This is a genomic window from Tsukamurella sp. M9C, from assembly GCF_020169415.1.
Lineage (GTDB): Bacteria > Actinomycetota > Actinomycetes > Mycobacteriales > Mycobacteriaceae > Tsukamurella.
In genome coordinates this window covers 198,221-215,759 of the sequence record NZ_JAIULG010000002.1, presented here as the reverse complement: position 1 = coordinate 215,759, position 17,539 = coordinate 198,221, and the positions used below count along the sequence as shown (strand labels likewise).

At 72.7% G+C, this 17,539-nt stretch carries 19 protein-coding genes; 10 read left to right on the top strand and 9 right to left on the bottom strand.

Going from position 1 to position 17,539, the window contains the following annotated elements; genetic code table 11:
- Positions 1 to 94: 94 nt before the first annotated feature.
- The 5 genes from LB823_RS02320 (at position 95) to LB823_RS02300 (ending at position 5,026) form a co-directional block, all read left to right on the top strand.
- Positions 95 to 1,201: a TIGR03364 family FAD-dependent oxidoreductase gene (locus LB823_RS02320; protein ID WP_224645146.1), complete on the top strand. Its 1,107-nt coding sequence runs from the start codon at positions 95 to 97 to the stop codon at positions 1,199 to 1,201.
- A gap of 66 nt (positions 1,202 to 1,267) precedes the next feature.
- Positions 1,268 to 2,299, top strand: a complete 1,032-nt coding sequence (locus tag LB823_RS02315) for a 2-aminoethylphosphonate ABC transporter substrate-binding protein (protein ID WP_224645145.1) — start codon at positions 1,268 to 1,270, stop codon at positions 2,297 to 2,299.
- Entirely contained in the window at positions 2,296 to 3,378 is a 1,083-nt protein-coding gene (locus LB823_RS02310; protein ID WP_374201263.1) for an ABC transporter ATP-binding protein, read from the top strand. The genes LB823_RS02315 and LB823_RS02310 overlap by 4 nt, the downstream gene beginning before the upstream one ends.
- Positions 3,375 to 4,235: a 2-aminoethylphosphonate ABC transporter permease subunit gene (locus LB823_RS02305; RefSeq protein WP_224645144.1), complete on the top strand. Its 861-nt coding sequence runs from the start codon at positions 3,375 to 3,377 to the stop codon at positions 4,233 to 4,235. Before LB823_RS02310 ends, LB823_RS02305 begins: the two co-directional genes overlap by 4 nt.
- Positions 4,235 to 5,026, top strand: a complete 792-nt coding sequence (locus LB823_RS02300) for an ABC transporter permease (protein WP_224645143.1) — start codon at positions 4,235 to 4,237, stop codon at positions 5,024 to 5,026. The genes LB823_RS02305 and LB823_RS02300 overlap by 1 nt, the downstream gene beginning before the upstream one ends.
- On the opposite strand, the gene LB823_RS02295 is transcribed toward LB823_RS02300, so the two are convergent.
- Positions 4,974 to 5,903 carry a LysR family transcriptional regulator gene (locus LB823_RS02295; protein WP_224645142.1) on the bottom strand — a complete coding sequence of 310 codons (930 nt, stop codon included), beginning with the start codon at positions 5,901 to 5,903 and terminating at the stop codon, positions 4,974 to 4,976. The two genes, LB823_RS02300 and LB823_RS02295, sit on opposite strands and share 53 nt — an antisense overlap.
- Before the next feature lie 70 nt (positions 5,904 to 5,973).
- Here LB823_RS02295 and LB823_RS02290 point away from each other — a divergent pair, with 70 nt between their 5' ends.
- From LB823_RS02290 to LB823_RS02280, 3 genes are all read left to right on the top strand, one after another.
- Entirely contained in the window at positions 5,974 to 7,134 is a 1,161-nt protein-coding gene (locus LB823_RS02290; protein WP_224645141.1) for a TDT family transporter, read from the top strand.
- Between the two features lie 77 nt (positions 7,135 to 7,211).
- Complete coding sequence (locus LB823_RS02285; protein ID WP_224645140.1) at positions 7,212 to 7,811, top strand: hypothetical protein; 600 nt, start codon at positions 7,212 to 7,214, stop codon at positions 7,809 to 7,811.
- Positions 7,808 to 8,413 carry a hypothetical protein gene (locus tag LB823_RS02280; protein ID WP_224645139.1) on the top strand — a complete coding sequence of 202 codons (606 nt, stop codon included), beginning with the start codon at positions 7,808 to 7,810 and terminating at the stop codon, positions 8,411 to 8,413. Before LB823_RS02285 ends, LB823_RS02280 begins: the two co-directional genes overlap by 4 nt.
- A gap of 29 nt (positions 8,414 to 8,442) precedes the next feature.
- Here the strand turns inward: LB823_RS02280 and LB823_RS02275 are convergent, their stop codons facing one another.
- Together LB823_RS02275 and LB823_RS02270 are read right to left on the bottom strand one after the other, a co-directional pair.
- Positions 8,443 to 9,708, bottom strand: a complete 1,266-nt coding sequence (locus LB823_RS02275; RefSeq protein WP_224645138.1) for an SPFH domain-containing protein — start codon at positions 9,706 to 9,708, stop codon at positions 8,443 to 8,445.
- 25 nt (positions 9,709 to 9,733) lie between these two features.
- Positions 9,734 to 10,165, bottom strand: coding sequence for an NfeD family protein (locus LB823_RS02270; protein ID WP_224645137.1), 432 nt, complete (start codon positions 10,163 to 10,165; stop codon positions 9,734 to 9,736).
- 69 nt (positions 10,166 to 10,234) lie between these two features.
- Between LB823_RS02270 and LB823_RS02265 the strand changes: the two genes are divergently transcribed.
- Entirely contained in the window at positions 10,235 to 11,113 is an 879-nt protein-coding gene (locus tag LB823_RS02265; protein ID WP_224645136.1) for an alpha/beta fold hydrolase, read from the top strand.
- Position 11,114: 1 nt separating this feature from the next.
- Here the strand turns inward: LB823_RS02265 and LB823_RS23965 are convergent, their stop codons facing one another.
- The 6 genes from LB823_RS23965 to LB823_RS02235 form a co-directional block, all read right to left on the bottom strand.
- Positions 11,115 to 11,879, bottom strand: coding sequence for a DUF4873 domain-containing protein (locus LB823_RS23965; protein WP_224645135.1), 765 nt, complete (start codon positions 11,877 to 11,879; stop codon positions 11,115 to 11,117).
- A complete protein-coding gene (locus tag LB823_RS02255) occupies positions 11,876 to 12,781 on the bottom strand; it encodes a diiron oxygenase (protein ID WP_224645134.1) in 906 nt (301 codons plus the stop codon). Before LB823_RS02255 ends, LB823_RS23965 begins: the two co-directional genes overlap by 4 nt.
- A gap of 68 nt (positions 12,782 to 12,849) precedes the next feature.
- Entirely contained in the window at positions 12,850 to 13,473 is a 624-nt protein-coding gene (locus LB823_RS02250; protein WP_224645133.1) for a TetR/AcrR family transcriptional regulator, read from the bottom strand.
- A gap of 36 nt (positions 13,474 to 13,509) precedes the next feature.
- Positions 13,510 to 14,331 (bottom strand): DUF3097 domain-containing protein, encoded by an 822-nt coding sequence (locus tag LB823_RS02245; protein WP_224645132.1) that lies wholly within the window; start codon positions 14,329 to 14,331, stop codon positions 13,510 to 13,512.
- Between the two features lie 11 nt (positions 14,332 to 14,342).
- The gene (locus tag LB823_RS02240; protein ID WP_224645131.1) at positions 14,343 to 15,461 is read right to left on the bottom strand and encodes a hypothetical protein; all 1,119 of its coding nucleotides are present in this window, start codon (positions 15,459 to 15,461) and stop codon (positions 14,343 to 14,345) included.
- Positions 15,458 to 16,576 (bottom strand): phosphotransferase family protein, encoded by a 1,119-nt coding sequence (locus LB823_RS02235; RefSeq protein ID WP_224645130.1) that lies wholly within the window; start codon positions 16,574 to 16,576, stop codon positions 15,458 to 15,460. The genes LB823_RS02240 and LB823_RS02235 overlap by 4 nt, the downstream gene beginning before the upstream one ends.
- A gap of 178 nt (positions 16,577 to 16,754) precedes the next feature.
- Here LB823_RS02235 and LB823_RS02230 point away from each other — a divergent pair, with 178 nt between their 5' ends.
- Complete coding sequence (locus LB823_RS02230; RefSeq protein WP_224645129.1) at positions 16,755 to 17,537, top strand: hypothetical protein; 783 nt, start codon at positions 16,755 to 16,757, stop codon at positions 17,535 to 17,537.
- Positions 17,538 to 17,539: the final 2 nt, after the last annotated feature.

The window sequence follows — 17,539 nt, the reverse complement described above, 5'->3', positions numbered from 1 at the left end:
GACCGCCTTACCTGGGTGTACATCGAACCAACTTGTATAGACATCCTCCGATCAGGCTTGCCAAGCGAGGCGTCGGGAGGCCACGCTGAGAGCCATGAACACCGCAACGGACGTCCTCGTCGTCGGCGCCGGCGTCGTCGGTCTGGCGCACGCCGTCGAGGCCCTCGATCGGGGCCTCACGGTCACCGTCGTCGAGCGCGACAGCCGCGCCGTGGGCGCCTCGATCCGCAACTTCGGCCACGCCTGCGTCACCGGACAGACGGGCGACCTCGCTGAGCTCGCACACCTCGCCCGCGAACGCTGGCTCGACCTGGACGGCCGCGCCGGGCTCGGTGCCCGCGCCACCGGCGGCCTGGCGGTCGCCCGCCACGCCACCGAGCTCGCCGTCCTCGAGGAACTCGCCGCCGCCCGGCCCGGTGAGGTCGCACTGCGCACCGCCGACGAGGTCCGCTCCGAACTTCCCGGCGGGGGCGCCGACGACGTCGTGGGCGGCGCCGCACTCCTGGCGGACCTGCGGGTGGACCCCCGGGTCACCGTCGCGCGACTGGCCGCCTGGGTCGATGCGCAGGACGGCGCCGAGGTCCGGTTCGGCACCGCCTACCTCGGCTTCGACGGCACCCGCGCCCACACCAGCCGCGGCCCCATCGCGGCGCAGCGGGTGATCGTCTGCGTCGGGCACGACCTCGACCACCTGTACCCCCACCTTGCGGAGGAGCACCGCGTCGAGCGGTGCGCCCTGCAGATGGCCCGCGCCGCCGACCCCGGCGCGGTCGTCACGCCCGCCGTCCTCACCGCGACCTCGCTGCTGCGCTACCCCGCGTTCGCCGAGACCACCAGCGCCGCAGCGCTCCGCACCCGGATGGAGGCCGACCGGCCCGACCTGCTGGCCATCGACGCGAACGTCATGTTCACCCAGCGCCCCGACGGCACCCTGCTCATCGGCGACTCGCACCACACCGAGCGCACCGTCGAGCCCTTCCTGGACGAGGCCGTCACCGAGACCCTCCGCGCCGAGACCGCCCGCGTCCTCGGCGTCGACCGGCTGCGCATCATCGAGCGCTGGCAGGGCGTCTACGCCTCCAGCCCCCTGCACCCCTACCTCGTCGCCGAGCCGGAGGAGCGCCTCAGCGTGCGCATCGTGACCTCCGGCGTCGGCATGACCATCGCCCACGGCCTCGCCCGCCGGCACTTCCCGAACTGACCCGACCGAACACCTCGTCTCACCACCACCTCACCTCCGCTCCACTCGAACGAAGGGCACTCCCCCATGCGCATCACCCGATCCCTCTCCGCGATCACGGCCGTCGCCGCGGTCTTCGCGGTCGCCGCGTGCGGCGGCACCGGCGGCGGCACCGGTTCCTCGGACACCGTCACCGTCTACAGCGCCGACGGCCTCGGCGACTGGTACAAGGCCGAATTCGAGGACTTCACCAAGCACACCGGCGTCAAGGTCGCCCTCGTCGAGGCCGGTTCGGGTGAGGTCGTCTCCCGGGCCCAGAAGGAGAAGGCGAACCCGCAGGTCGACGTCCTCGTCACCCTGCCGCCGTTCATCCAGCAGGCCCAGCAGCAGGGCTCGTTGACGAAGTCGGACGTCGACACCTCCGCGGTGCCCGCCCAGCTCAAGGCCGCCGACGGCACCTACGTCGCCGTGGTCAACAACTACTTCGCGATGATCCGCAACACGGCCGCGCAGCCGAAGCCCGCCGACTGGGCCGAGTTCACCGGCCCGGCGTTCACGCAGAAGATCCAGTACTCGACGCCGGGCAAGGCGGGCGACGGCACCGCGCTCCTGCTCCTCCTGCAGCACGTGATGGGCAAGGAGGCCGCGCTGAAGTACCTCGCCGACCTCCAGCCGAACAACGTCGGCCCGTCGACGTCCACCGGCAAGCTCGGCCCGAAGACGTCCAAGGGCGAGCTGATCGTCGCGAACTCCGACGTCCAGATGGCGCTCGCCGCCATCGCCGCCGACAAGGTCGCCTACGAGGTCTTCTACCCCACCTTCAACGGCAAGCGCACCACGCTGCCGCTGCCGTACTACATGGGCCTCGCCGACAAGGCGCCCCACGCGGCCAACGGCAAGAAGCTCATGGAGCACCTGCTCTCCAAGGACGTCCAGCAGAACGTTCCCGCCCGCGCCTGGGGCGCGCCGGTCCGCAGCGACGTCACCCCGTCGGGCCCGCAGTGGGACGCCTTCCAGAAGGCGATCGACGGCGTCGAGATCTGGTACCCGAACTGGGACGAGGTCCTCGGCGGGCTGGACGCGGACATCAAGAGCTATGAAAAGGCGACGGGTCAGTGACCGCGCCGAAGCGCACCGTCGGGGCACCGAAGGGACTCGACGACGACGCCGTGGATCGGACGGTCCGCCGCACGGTGGCGGTCGGAATGGAGAGCGTCAGCGTCACCTACGGCGACACGGTCGCCCTGCGGGACTGCAGTTTCGAGGTCGCGCGCGGCGAGACCGTCGCGCTGCTGGGGCCGTCGGGATCGGGAAAGTCCACCGCCCTCAAGGCGATCGCCGGCTTCGAACAGGTGTCCGCGGGCACCGTGACCATCGACGGCCGCGACGTGACGCGCCTGTCCCCCGCCAAGCGCGGCATCGGCATCGTGGTGCAGAGCTACGCCCTGTTCCCGCACATGACGGTCGCGAAGAACGTCGCCTTCGGCCTGCGCTCGCGCGGCGCCGACCGGTCGGAGATCGCTCCCCGCGTCGCCGAGGTGCTCGGCATGGTGGGGATGGCCGAATACGCGGATCGCCTGCCGCGGCAGCTGTCCGGCGGCCAGCAGCAGCGCGTCGCTATCGCCCGCGCGCTGGCCACCCGGCCGAACGTCGTGCTGCTCGACGAGCCGCTCTCGGCCCTCGACGCCGGCATGCGCAAGGACATGCTCGGCGAGCTGCAGCGCCTGCGCGCCGAGCTGCCCGACGTCGCGATGGTCTACGTGACGCACGACCAGAGCGAGGCCCTCGCCCTGGCCGATCGGGTCGCGATCATGCGCGACGCCCGGCTCGAGGCGATCGGCACCACCGAGGAGCTGTTCCACCGCCCGCCGACACGGTTCACCGCGACCTTCCTCGGCGGCGCCGACGTCCTGCCCGGCGGGGCGCTCCGTACTTCGCGTCCGCTGCCCGACGGTGACCACCACCTCGCGGTCCGCCCGTGGGCCTGGCGGTTCACGCGGACGGCACCGTCGAACGGTCTGCGGGTGACCGTCGAGCAGGAGCAGTGGCGCGGAGCGGTCCGGCACGTGACGGCGCGCGTCGCCGAGACGGGCGAGACGATCGGCGTCGACGTGCCGGTGCTCACCGAGGCGCCGCTCAAGGCCGAGACGCTGTGGGTAGAGGTCGACCCCGCCGACGTGATGGTGGTGCCGCGGTGACGGTCGTACTGGACGCGCCGCCCGCGCCCCCGGCCCCGCCCGCCGGCCCGTCGTTCGCGGTGCCGCGCTGGGTGTGGGTGCTGCCGCCGGTCGCGTTCATCCTCGTCGCGGTCGTGTACCCGCTGGTCGGGATCGTCGCGCGCACGTTCACCGACAAGGCCGAGCGCCCCGCCGGCCTGGCGACCTGGCGCGACACTCTCACCGACGGAGCCGTACTGAGCGCCCTGGGCACGACGGTGAAGGTCGCGGCCCTGTCGACGGCCGGCTGCCTCGTCGCGGGCACCTTCCTCGCGCTGGTGCTGGCCTTCGTGCCCTTCCCGGGCGCGGCGGCGGTCTCGCGCCTGATCGAGGTCGTGGTCTCGTTCCCCAGCTTCCTCATCCCGCTCGCGCTGGGCGTCCTGCTCGGCCCGGTCGGCGTGGCCCAGGCGCTCGGCGTCCCGACGGGCTCGTTCACCACGTCGCTGTGGGGCGTGGTGCTCGCGGAGATCGCCTTCTACACGCCGTTCGTGGTGCGGCCGATGCTCGCCGCCTTCGGCCAGTTCCCGACGGTGCAGATCGACGTCGCGTCGTCGCTGGGCGCGGGACCGCTGCGGATCATCGCCCGCGTGATCCTGCCGGCGGTGCTGCCGGCGCTGGCCGCCGCGGGCTCGCTCACGTTCCTGCTCACGCTCAACGAGTTCGGGATCGTGCTGTTCACCGGCGCCAAGGACGTCATCACCGTGCCGATGCTCATCTACACCCGCTCAATCGTGGGGCAGGACTTCGCCTCGGCGGCCGTGCTCGCGACGGTGCAGCTGCTCATCTCCATCGGCGCGTACGTCGCGTACCGCCTGCTCATGAAGAAGGGACTCCGCTGATGCTGGTGCGTAACCCGGCGGCCCGCGTCGCCGTCTGGGCGGCCTTCGCCGTCGTCCTGCTGGCTTTGGTGATCACGCCGATCGCCGTCACGGTGATCACGGCGTTCAGCGCGAGCTGGACCTCGGTGCTGCCGTCCGCGCTGACCACCGACCACGTCGCCGACGTCTTCACGCCCGAGAACGCCGCCAGCATCGGCGTCTCGGTGCAGACCGCGCTCCTCGCCTCCGCGCTCGCGGTGGTGGCCGGGACGTGGGCGGCGCTGGCGGTGCCGAGCCTGCCCGGGCGGCTCCGCGGCGCGATCGACGCGTTCTTCCACCTGCCCGTCGCCGTGCCCTCGGTGGTCGTCGGCCTGGGCGTGCTCGTGGCCTTCTCGGCGCCGCCGATCGTCCTGGGCGGCACCCCGTCGATCGTGATCCTGGTGCAGGCGATCCTGGTCTTCGCCTTCGCCTACTCGATGGTCTCGGCGGCGGTCTCGCAGCTGGATCCGATGCTGGACAAGGTGGGCGGCTCGCTCGGCGCGTCGCCGCTGCGCCTGCTGCTGACGGTGCGCCTGCCGCTGCTGCTGCCGTCGATCGCCGCCGCGGCGGGCCTGTCGGTGGCGCTGTGCATGGGCGAGCTCGGCGCGACGATCATGGTCTACCCGGCGTCGTGGCGGACCCTGCCCGTCACGGTGTTCACCCAGTCGGACCGCGGCGACCTGTTCGGCGCTGCCGCGAACACGATGTTCCTCGTACTGGTCACCGTGGTGATCCTCGGCGTGCTCTCGGCGTTCCGGCGGCGCGCCCGCTAGCAACCGCCAGCAACGTATCCACCACCTCGCGCGGTGCGGCGTCCTTGCGCCGCACCGCGCGCAGGCGTCGATGCAGGTCGACGCCGTCGGTGGGGATCTCGACGAGCCGGCCGTCGCGCAGCTCCGCATTCACCGCGAGTTCGCTGAGCACGGCGGCCCGGCCGCCCGCGGCGACCATGATCTTCACGGCGGCGTTCGTGCCGAGCGCGATGGATCGCGGGTCCGACTCGAGCCCCACCCTCCGCAGCGCGGCCTCGAGCGCGTCGCGGGTGCCGGCCCCGGGTTCGCGGGTGACCAGCGGCAGTTCCGCGAGCTCCGCCGCGGTCACGGGGCGGTCGTCCCGCCGCCGGGACAGACGGTCCCCCGGCGCGGCGACCAGCACCATCCGGTCGGTGCGGACGGTCCGCGAGGCGAGGTCGTCGGGCACCGTCGGGCCCTCGATGAAGCCCAGGTCCGCGACGTGGCCGCGCACCTCGGCGATCACGGCGGCGGAATTGCCGACGGTGAGGTGCACGGGCTCGTCGGTGTGCTCGCGCAGCCGGGCGAGCCACGCCGGCATGAGGTACTCGGCGATGGTCTGGCTGCAGGCGATCCGCACGGTGTGGTCGAAGCGCAGCGCCTCCGCGCCGGTCTGCAGGGCCGACATCGCGGTCACCACCGACCGCGCCCACTCGGTGACCGCGGCGCCCTCGGGCGTGAGTTCGGCGCCCCGGGTGCGGCGATCCAGCAGGTCGAGCCGAAGCTGGCGCTCGAGGTGGCGCAGGCGGGAGCTGGCGCTCGGCTGGGAGATCGAGCACTCCCGCGCCGCGGCCGAGATCGACCCCAGATCCGCAACCGCCACCAGCAGGCGCAGCGATTCCACCGACGGCATATCCATAGCCTTATTCTATGGGTAAATAGGTGCCCTGTGGGTTCTGGATGCCTCGATCGGGCAACAGAGTGGTCTCATGCACGCGATGACCACCGCCGACCGCGCCGCCGGCCCCGCCCCGTCCGGGCTGTTGCGCGACCTCCGCAGCCCGTGGGAGGCGTTCTCCAACCTCACGCCGAACTGGTTCGCCTCGGTCATGGGCACCGGCATCATCGCCAACGCTGCAGTGGGTCTCCCCGTCCACGCGCCCGGCCTCCGCACCGCGGCCGCCGCGGTGTGGGTGCTGGCGGCGGTCCTGCTCGCCGTGCTGACCTTCGGCACCGTCGCGCACTGGATCCGGTACCCCGCGTTCGCCCGCCGGCACCACCGCGACCCCGTGATCGGCAACTTCTACGGCGCCATGGCGATGGCGTTCCTCACCGTCGGCATCGGGGCGGTGCTCGTCGGCCGCGACTGGATCGGGTTGACGGCCGCGCTCGCGCTGGGCACCACCCTGTGGGTGATCGGCACAGCACTCGGCCTGTTCTTCGCCCTCCTGATCCCCGCGCTGATGGTCCGCGGCGGCCACTACCGCTCGGACGCCGCGTTCGCGGGCTGGCTGATGCCCGTCGTCTCCCCCATGGTCACCGCCGCCGGCGGTGCGGTGCTGCTGCCCTACGCGGCGGAGGGCGCTGTGCGCACCGCGCTGCTGTGGTTCAGCTACGCCTGTTTCGCCTTCACTCTCGCCACCTCGCTGGTGGTGCTCCCCGCAGTGCTCCTCCGCCTGGTTCGCGGCCCCCTCTGGGCGCCGGCGATGATCCCCACCGCGTGGATCGTGCTCGGCCCGCTCGGGCAGTCGATCACCGCGGCGAACGGGCTCGGCTCCACCGCGCACCTCGCCGTGGGCCCCGACCTGGCCGCCGGCCTGCAGCGCTTCGGCACGGACTACGGCTGGAGCGTCACGGTCGCCGTCCTGATGTGGACCGCGGTCGCGCTCGTGCTCACCGCCCGCACCGCGCTGGGGACGGCGGACGGCCTGCCGTACGCCCTGACCTGGTGGTCCTTCACCTTCCCCGTCGGGACCTGCGCCACCGGCTTCAGCGCGATGGCGGCGGCGACCGGCGCCACCGGATACGCCGTGCTCGCGGTCGTCTTCTTCCTCGGCCTGGTGGCGGGGTGGGTCACCGCGGCACGCGGCACCTTCGCCCGCGCCGTCGTCAGCGGCTCGCTGCTCCGCCATCCCGAGCTCGCCGCGTGAGGCGCCCGAGCAGCAGCCGCCTGCCCGGCAAGTCAAAAACCTTGCGCTAGACCTTAGCAAGTCCATACACTTGCGTCATGTTCGTCCTCACCGCCGACCAACGGGGCAGCCGCTCCGACTCCGACCGAGTCGAGGCGGCGCGCGCCCTCTTGGCGCCCCTCGCCTGGCTCCGCGCACCCGACCGGACGGCGGGCGACGAACTGCAGGCCGTCACCGACGACGCCGCAGTAGCCGTCGACGCCGCCCTCGCGCTCCTCGCCGACGGGCACTGGAGCATCGGAATCGGTGCCGGCCCCGTGGAGCAGCCGCTCCCCGCGCAGACCCGGGCGGGCCGCGGACGCGCCTTCGAGGCGGCACGCGAAGCGGTCGAGGCCGCGAAGGGCACGGCCGTGCCGCTGCAGGTCCGGGGCGACGACGGGGCCGCGGCGGCGCGCGCCGAGGCGATCCTGTCGGTGCTCGGCCTTATCGTGGGCCGTAGATCACGGGAGGGACAGGAGGTGACCGCCTTGCTGAACACGGGAATGTCGATCACGGCGGCCGCGGCGGAGCTCGGCGTCTCGCGGCAGGCGGCGTCGCAGCGCGCGGCGGCGGCGGGCTGGTCGGTGGAGCCGGCGGGCCGCGCCCTCGCCGTCGAACTGCTGGCCGCGGCCGATCCCGGCGCAGGGGCGGCTCGATGATCGCCGTCGTGATCGCGCTGCTGCTCGCCGCGACGGTGGCCGGCGTCCTCGCGTCGCGAAGCGGCGCGCGCGGACCGGCGGGAATGGTCTGGGCCGCGGTTCCGGCGGTCCTCGTCGGGGCGGCGGCCGTCGTCGCCCTCGCCGCCCCGGCGGCGACCGGCTTCGGCCTCGCCGCGGTGCGGGTCGCCGCTGTGCTCGCCGCGATGGCGGGCGGCAGCGCGCTGGTCACCGCCGCGTTCACGCTGGCCGGAGCGACCGGCGAGGACGAGCCCGACGGCGACACCGCGCCCACGGAGGGCCCGCCCGCCGACGGTGATCCTTCGGACGACGAGCCCGGGGGTGGCGGCCCCGCGGACGAGCCCGCGCCCGCGTCACCCCTGCGCGGCGGCCTGGCGATCGGCATCCTCGAGCGGGCCGCCATCGCGGTGTGCGTGCTCGCGAACTTCGGCGGCGGCCTCGCGGTCATCGTCGCCGCGAAGGGCCTCGCCCGCTACCCCGAGCTGCGCCACCCCGGCGCGGCGGAGCAGTTCATCATCGGCACCTTCGTCTCGGTGCTGTGGGCCGTCGCGTGCGCCGGCGTGGCGGTCGCCCTGGGGCGCTGACCAGTGCCGGGTGCCGACCCCGCGTGGTGTCAGCTCTCCTGCGGCGGTACCTGTCCCGGCTGCTGCACCTCGGACGGCGCGAGGCTCTGCCAGCGCGTGTGCCCCTGGCCCAGCTGACTCGCCGACTGGCCGCTGGGCAACTGTGCGGTGACCTCCGAGAGGGATTCCGCCGACGCCTCCTGCGCCGAGGGCGCGGGCGCGGAGGGCGCGATCGGCGCGTCGGGCACCTCGTCCTTCGTCACGACCACGGGCGCCACGGGCTCCGGCGTGTCGAACCAGCCCTCGGTGTCGATGTCCGGCGCGGTGCCCGGCGCGTCCTCGGAGGGCTCGAACCGGAAGACCCCATCGGATCCGGGCGTGCCGAGGTTGCGCATGAAGCCCTGGAGGGCGGCGTTGAAGTCGCTCGGCACCACCCACACCTTGTTCGCGTCGCCCTGCGCCATCTCCGGCAGGGTCTGCAGGTACTGGTAGGCGAGCAGTTCGGGCGTCGGACGCCCCGACTTGATCGCGGAGAACGTGGTCTCGATGGCCTTCGCCTCGCCCTGGGCCTCCAGGTACGCGGCGGCGCGGCGGCCCTCGGCCCGCAGGATCTCCGCCTGCCGGTCGGCCTCCGCGGCGAGGATCGCGGCCTGCCGCTCGCCCTCCGCCAGCAGGATCCGGCTCGCCTTGTCGCCCTCGGCCGACTTGATCGCGGCCTCCCGGTGGCCCTCGGCGGAGAGGATGGTGGCGCGCTTCTCGCGGTCGGCCTTCATCTGCTTCTCCATCGACTCCTGGATCGACGGGGGCGGGAAGATCGACTTGAGCTCGACGCGGGCGACGCGCAGGCCCCACCGCGACGTGGCCTCGTCGAGCACGCCGCGGAGCTGGCCGTTGATCTTCTCGCGCGAGGTCAGCGTCTCCTCCAGCGTCATGCCGCCGACCACGTTGCGCAGCGTGGTCGTGGTGATCTGCTCGACGCCGACCACGTAGTTGCTGATCTCGTAGACCGCGGCCTCGGGCCGGGTCACCTGGAAGTAGACGACGGTGTCGATGTTCACGGTCAGGTTGTCCTGCGTGATCACCGGCTGGGGCGGGAAGGAGACCACCTGCTCGCGCAAGTCCACCCGCGCGCGGACCTTGTCGACGAACGGGATCAGCAGCGCCAGCTGACCGGACACCGTGCGCGTGTACCGGCCGAGCCGCTCGATCACCGCGGCCTGCGCCTGCGGGACGAGCACCAGCGACTTCACCAGCACGACCACCGCCGCGAGGATCAGTACGAGGAGTACGACCAGTCCGATTCCTATGCCCTCCATGGATCTTCCTCTCCTAGGTCTTCGGTCAGCTGTCGACCACGACGGCGACCGCGCCGTCGATCTCGACGATGGTCACCTCCACGCCCACCGCGATCGGAACACCGTCGTACGGCGTCCGCGCGGACCATTCCTCCCCGCCGATGAGCACCCGGCCCGCCTCGCCCGAGACGGACTGCAGCACAGTCGCCTTCATGCCGGGGAGCGATTCCAGGTACGACGGTGCCTCACCCCGCTTGCTCTCGACGTACCGCCGCAGCGGCGGGCGGGCCAGCAGGAGCAGCAGCACCGACGAGACGGCGAAGACGACGCCCTGCGCCCACAGCGGCAGGTCGAACACGCCCGTCGCGCCGGCGGTGACGAGCGCCCCGCCGCCGAGCATGAGCAGCGTGAATTCGCCGGCCGCCGTCTCCGCCACGGCCAGCAGGATCGCGCCGATGAGCCAGAGCGCCGCTGCCATACCTCGATCCTGCCAGAATCGGACAGCACGGGCGAGAACCCCGTCGGTGCGCGGCGCTAGCCTGGGGCCATGGCACACACTCAGGGGCGGAGTCGGTACCTCACGACGCGGGACGGCAGGCGACTGCACGCGGCGCAGCTCGACGGTCCGGCCGGTGCGCCGGTCGTGGTCTTCGAGGCCGGCGCCGGCGGAACCCGGTCGTCCTGGGGCACAGCGCAACCACCGGTGTCCGTCTTCGCGCCCGCGGTGGCGTACGACCGGTCGGGCCTCGGCCGCAGCGAGCCCGACGCGGCGGACCGCACCTTCGGGCGGATGGCCGACGACCTGAACGACCTCCTCGACGGCCTCGCCGACGGCGACGACACCCGGTTCGTGCTCGTCGGCCACAGCCTGGGCGGCGTGATCGTGCGCCTGGCCGCGTCGCGCCGTCCGGACCGGATCGTCGGGCTCGTCCTGGTCGACCCGTCGGACGAGGCGGCGGAGGACATGTTCCACGGGAACGTCGAACGGCGCGTGGCGCTGACGACGGCGATCGCCCGCGTGCTCGCGCGGACCGGTGCGCTTCGCCTGCTGGGCGGACTCCTGTTCCGCGGAGTGCCGGCGGACGTGCGCGCCGACCTCGCGCGTGAGGCGACCACCCAGCGCGCGATCGACGCGATGGCGCAGGAGCTGAAGACCTTCTACCCGGAGCTGCAGTCGTGGCAGGACGCCGCGCCCGACCTGGGCGATCTGCCTGTCACCGTGATCTCGGGGGCGAAGAGCGCGGGCCTCGGGAAGGCGGTGCGCGCGCGGGTCAACGAGGCGCACGCCGGGCGGGCCGCCGCGTCCGCGACCGGACGGCACGTCGTGGCCGCGAACTCGGGACACAACGTCCCACTGACCGACCCGGAGGTGATCGTCGAGGAGATCCGTCGCCTCGTGTCCGGGCCGGCCGCCGAGCAGGGATGAGTCAGAGCGGGTACGGCGGCGCGCCGACGCCGACCAGGCGGTAGGTGCCCCACACCGTCTTGTCGGTGACCATCGCGGGCGACGCCTCTCCCCCGCCGACGGACACCGTGACGCTGCCGCGGGGCATCTTCTTCAGCGCCGCACCGATTTCCAGGTCGTCGACGGTGCCGTACCAGTGGTAGTTGCCGTCGAGCGGCTCGAGGTGCCCCGCGAGCCGGACGGGCGAGACGGCCTCGAAGTCGCCGGAGCGGAGCACCGCCTCGCCGGCGTAGACGCCCTCGTCGCGCACGTGGTCGTTGGAGAGGTCGATCGCGTCGCGGTCCGGCCGGGACGGCGCGCGCCGCCCCTTGTGGATCCAGCGGGCGGTCACCGGGGGCCGCGACAGCAGGCGCGTGGCCGCCTCGGTGTACATCCACCGCAGCCAGGCATCCAGCGTGTCCAGCTGGAGCTTCGCACCGTCGATCAGCACCAGGTTGGGCACCCCGTCGACGAGCATGCCCAGGTACGCGCGCTCGGCGTCCGCGGGCCCGACGGTGCCGGGCGGCACAACGCGCGGGTCCAGCGCGGGAACCTCGATCGCCGCCGTCGTTCCCGCGAGCACCACGAGGTCGTAGTCCGTCACGCCCGCCGGGGTGGTCAGCGTCCACGCGTCACGGTCGGGCCGGAACCTCAGGTCCACCACGTCCGATGGTGCCAGGACGGCACCGTCGACCCCGGGGACGCGCGACCCGATGACGACGATCCGCGGATGCTCCGCCGACGTCACGCGAGGAACCCCGCCTTCTTCCACGACCACCGCGCGAGCGGGCCCATGAGCCCGACGGAATCGAGGAAGCGGCCGAGGTCGCGGAAGCCGTCCTGCTTGGCCTTGATGTGGTGCGGGTTGGTGATCGCGGCGCGGTAGGCGGCCTTCGGGTCGAGTCCGACGCGGGCGTACATGCGCGGATTGGCGAACAGCATCCGGAAGCCGAAAGCGGCGCCGGCGTGCAGGTTCCCGACGAGCAGCGTCTGCAGCCGGGTGCGGTCGGCCACGCCGCGGCGCGCGCCGTCGCGGGCGTAACCGATGTGCCGCGCCTCCTCGGTCACGTGGATCTGCATGAGCCGCGCGACGATGGGCTGCAGCTCCGGATCGTCCTTGATCTGCCGCTGCTGGGCGTCGAAGATCTCCTCGCCGACGAGGGCGGCGATCCACACGGCCTGGCCGCGGATGACCGGGGCGAGAACGTACTTCACGACGGCGAGCTGCCAGCCCCGCAGGCGGTAGGGGCGCTCGCCGACGCGGTCGATGACCTTGCCGAACATCACCATGTGGCGGCACTCGTCGCCCATCTCGGTGAGCGAGTAGAAGGCGTCGCGCGAGGTGGGGTCCTTGGACAGGAGGTCGCGGAGCAGGAGGCGGTTGAGGAGGTTCTCGAACCAGATGCCCATCGACAGCAGGTTGACCATCTCCTGACGGGAGAGGGCGATCTGCTGCTCGCGGGTCATGCCGTTCCAGATGTCCGTGCCGTAGAGGGTGCACATGTGCGGCGGCAGGAAGAACTTGTCGGGGTCGATCGGGGCGTCCCAGTCGATGTCGACGACCGGCGCGTAGGAGCGCTTGACGGAGCCGCCGAGGAGCCGGTCGGCAACCGCATCGCGGGTACGTTCGGGCGAAGTCGTATCGGTCATGTGGCGAACGTAACACCACTGCCGGACAGTCCGCAACGAACTGTCTATTCGAGCAGCTCCAGGGCGTGTCAGGGAGCGATCGTCGCGCGCACCGGGAGCACGAAGGCCTGGGCGTACCGTCGGCCCGCCTCGACGTTCGCCGAGCTCGGGCCCCGGTGGTCGGCATCGTCGACGACGCCCTCGACGGCCGGCAGCGGGGTCAGCAGCAGCGAGTGGAGCTGCCGGACGAAGTAGTCGGCGAAGGCGTGCACGTCGGCGCCGTCGCGGTACTCGCCGCGCCGGATCTCCCCCAGGAAGAACCGCCGCCCCTGCTGGATCTGCGGCGAATCGCCGGTGATGTACGGCAGCAGCAGCGCCGGGTTCGAGGCCAGCACGTGCTGCAGCGCGCGGTGCTCCCGCAGGTAGGCGTAGGCGTAGCCGAAGCCGGACGCCAGCCGCTCGTCGTTGTCGGTGATCTCGTCGGCGAAGTCGTGGATCCGCCGGTAGAACTTGTCCAGCTCACTCGCGACGAGGGCCTCCACCAGCGCGTCCTTGCCGGTGAAGTGCTGATAGAGCGTCGCCCGCGCCAGGCGGGCGCGCTTGGCCAGGGCGCCCATCGAGATCCGCGTCAGGCCGGCCTCGTCGACCCAGTCGAGAGCCGCGCGCAGGATCTGCTGCCGGGTGTCGGGTTTGGTCGTCGGGGTCGATGCCACCTGCGGATTCTATAACTGCGACCGCAAGCGCCGCGGTCAGGAAGCGGGATCGGTGACGAAGTCCACGAGCCGCTCGACGGCGCCGATGAGCGAGGCGTCGAGGTCGCGGAAGGAGGTGACCGCGCCCTGCACCCGGCGCCAGCCGTCCTGCGGCGAGCCCCAGCCGAGGCGCGCGCAGGTGCCGGTCTTCCAGTCCTCGCCGCGCGGCACGTCGGGCCAGGCCGCGATGCCCACGGACGAGGGCTTCACCGCGGCCCAGATGTCGATGAACGGGTGGCCGGTGACCATGACGTACTTCCCGAGCGACTGCGTCATCCGGGACTCCTTGGAGCCCTCGACGAGGTGGTCGGCGAGCACGCCCACCTTGCGGCCGGGGCCGGGCTGGAACTCGGCGAGCCGGGCGCCCAGGTGGTCGAGGCCCTCGAGCTGCTCGACGACGACGCCCTCGACCCGCAGGTCGTGGCCCCAGACGCGCTCGACGAGCGCGGCGTCGTGGATGCCCTCGACCCAGATCCGGCTGGGCAGCGCGACGCGGGCCTTGACGCCCTCGACGCGGGTCGAGCCCGACGCGCTGCGTTGCGGGCCCGACGGTGCCTTCGCCCGCGGCTTCACCAGGGTGACGGGCTTCCCGTCGATGAGGAAGGCGGCCCGGCGCATCGCGAAGACGCGGACGACGCCGCGGCCGTCCTCGAGCTTGACGAAGTCGCCGTCGTAGCTCTTGTCGAAGCCTACGACGGCCCCGCAGAAGCCGGTCGCCGCGTCCTCGACCACGAGATCGTGGTCGGCGGGAACCTCGGGGACCACCCGCGCCTTCTTGCTCGCGTGCCCCGCGTAGATGTCGCCATAGCCGTGTCCCACGGCGGATGATTCTACGGCGCGGGATCCACGTAGTGCTGGAAGCCGTAGCGCGTGTGCGGCCCGATCGCGCCGAACTCGAACAGGCCCTCGCCCTCCTCGGTGCGCCCGTCGGGATGCCGGACGGTGCAGGTCGCGAGGTATTCGACGGGCACCAGCATCGTGAGGTTGACGTCGAGCTCGGACACGCGGAACCGCCGGCCCTCGACCTTCTCCTCGCCCTGCCACATGCCGTGGCGCCAGTCCTGGTCGAGCCCGTAGCCGGTGCCGAAGCCGAAGTGGTTCGCGGTGGTGATGCGCACGTCGACGGTGGTCGCGGCACCGTCGGAACCCGTGAAGACGAGCCGAGCCGCCCGGGCCTGGCGGGTGCCCGGCACGAAGTCGATGTCGTGCGCGACGTGGCCGAGCCAGCGCGGTTCGGAGCCGTCGTGCGGGATCCAGGTGGCGTCCTCGACGACGGGGCGGCCCCGGACATCCTCCTGCAGCACGACGCAGATCGCGGCGTCGGCGGTGGTCAGGACGGAGTAGATCCAGAAGAAGTTGCCGGCCTCGGTGACGCGGCGGCCGGGCGGCTCGGCCTCGCCGACGGGGCGCACGCCCCAGGAGCGGTCGCGGTTGCCGCGCCAGGTGCGCGCGTCGAACGTGGTCCCGTCGACCGTGAGACTGCCCGCCCAGGTTCCGACCTGCACGAACCGCTGGGTGTCGAAGGTGACGCGCTCGAGTTGGCGGTGGAAGTGCCGCGGCTCGAGGTGCGCGGGGCCGGTGCCGGTGAACGTGAGGTCGAAGGCGAGGTCGTAGTCCGCGCCGGGCTCGAGGGTGACGCGCAGGCGGTGTAGCCCGTCGAGCACCTCGACGCGCATCGGCCCGACGGTCGTGTCGGCGCGGTCGGCGCCGAGGGCCTTGGAGGCGCGGAAGACGATCTGGTCGTCGCCGTGCCGGGCGACGGCGAAGCAGTCGACGACGCCCAGGTTCGGGTAGACGCCGAGGCCGAGCACGAGGAAGGGCTCGGCGGCGGTGCCGTTGTGGGCGTTGAAGTAGTAGCGGTCGTAGAAGTTTCGGTCCGACGTCGCGGGGTGGCGGATCACCTCCGCGACCTGGTGGATCGGGTAGTCGTCGAAGGGCGACAGCGTCATACGACGGACTCCCAGTACGTGCCGGCGAGCAACTTCTCGATGCTGGCACGGTGCAGGATCATGTCGTCGGGGTTCTCCGGCGCGACGGCGGCGCCGAAGTCGATGGCCCGGGTCTGGATCCGGTACATGATCACGCCGTGCACGATGGCCGCGTAGGCGGTGTAGAAGTCCATGTCGCGCGGCACGTGGCCGGTCCGGTCGGCGTACCGTCGCTCGACGTCCTGCCGGCGCAGGAAGCCCGGCAGGCCGGGCAGGCCGGCGAGCTCCGCGAGATCCTGGAAGAAGCGGTGCAGGTAGACGAACCAGCCGAGGTCCAGCTCGCACGGTCCGACGGTCGCCATCTCCCAGTCGAGCACGGCGACGGGCGTGTTGCCGGCCGGGCCGCCGTACATCAGGTTGCCGATGCGGGCATCGCCCCAGTTGAGCACCTGGTCGGCGTGCGGCGGGAGGTTGTCCTCGGCCCACGCGAGCGCGCGGTCCAGCAGCGGTGCCCCGCCGTGCTTCTGCGCCGCCCAGTCGTAGAACGCGCGGAGCCGGCGCAGGTGCGCGGCGAGCGCGGTCTCCCCCGGCTCGGGTGTCGGAATGAGGCCGTCGGCGGGGGCGGGCACGGCGTGGATCGTGGCGATCACGTCGACCGAGGCGTCGGCGAGCTCGCGCAGATCCGCGTCGGTGGAGTCGGGGCGCCAGGCGCCGAAGGTGTAGGGCATGACGTCGGGCGGGACGTCGCCGTCGACGCGGTCCATGACGAGGAACGGGGCGCCGATCACCGCCGGGTCCTCCTCCACCCACAGGCACGACGGCGCCGCGACCCCGTACGACTCGACGTGCCGCATCACCGCGAACTGCGCGGGCAGGTCGTAGGTCGGGAACACCGGGTCGGACTCCGGCCGGGGCGCCACGCGGATGACGAGGCGCCGCTCCTCGTCGCCGAACCGGACCGCGGCGAGCAGGGTCTCGCTCGACATGCCGTTGCCCTCGGGCAAGTGCAGGTCGAGCACCTCCGCGCCCGGCTCGCGCGCGGCGAACCACTGCTGCAACTGGGCGCGCACCTCGTCCGGGGTGCGCTGTGAGGAGGCCGGGCGGGCCTGCTCGGCGAAGGTGTCCGATTCGGTCATGCCGGTCAGGGTAGATCCGCGCGGCCTTTGCTAGAACATGTTTCAGAAATCTCGCGATGGCGGCGTTGCGGGCGTGGGCGCTGAGATGTGGGCTCCAGCGGCGCGGGCACGCCGTATCCCGGGAGTCGCGCCGCTGGGGCGCACACCCCAGCGGGTGCCGCGACTAGGATGAATGCCCATGAGCTCCCCCGTCGTCACCCTCGCCCGCCGCGCCACCGCGGGGCCCGCCCAGGGCTTCGCGGTGTGGTCTGCGGCCTGGCTGGCGGGCTCGGCGGGCACGGACGAGCTGCTGGAGGCGCTCGGCGAGTGGGCGCCGGTGCAGTCCGTGGTCGACGGCGACCTCCCCGATCTGCTGGCCGAGATCCGTGCCCTGGAGCCGCATTCGGTTCGGCTGCTGCTGCCCGCGCCGGGCGATGCGCGGGGCCTCCCCGCGGGCACCGACCTGGAGGAAGCGGCGATGGCCCGGGGCGAGGTCGTGCTCTTCGACGGCGCGACGTCCACGATCGCCCTCGTGCCGACGCCCGAGGCCGCCGATGTGATGCGCTGGCAGGCCTTCCTCCACGAGCCCGCACTCGTCGATCCGGATCCGGTGTCCCTCGGCGCCGCCGAGCATGCGCTGCGGGACGCCGTCCGCGAGGCGCCGTCCGCGCTGGCCAGCCTGCCGCCCGCGCCCGACGCCGCGTCGGACCCGCGCGGCGTCGTCATGGAGCTGACCCGCTACCTGGGCGCGCACCGGCTGCCCCTCGGTGCCGCCGAGCGGGCGCACCGCGTGCTCGACAGCGCCGGGATGGTGGAGGCGATCCTGCTGGTCGCGGGTGCGGAGAACCCGTACGCCGGTCTCACCCTCGCCTCCGCGCAGGGCGGCGACGCCGCCTACCGCGACCTGTGGCGCACCGTCCGCGCCGCGCGGGTGGCCGCCGTGAACGCGGTGTGCCGCGACGAACTGCGCGGAGCATTCTGAAA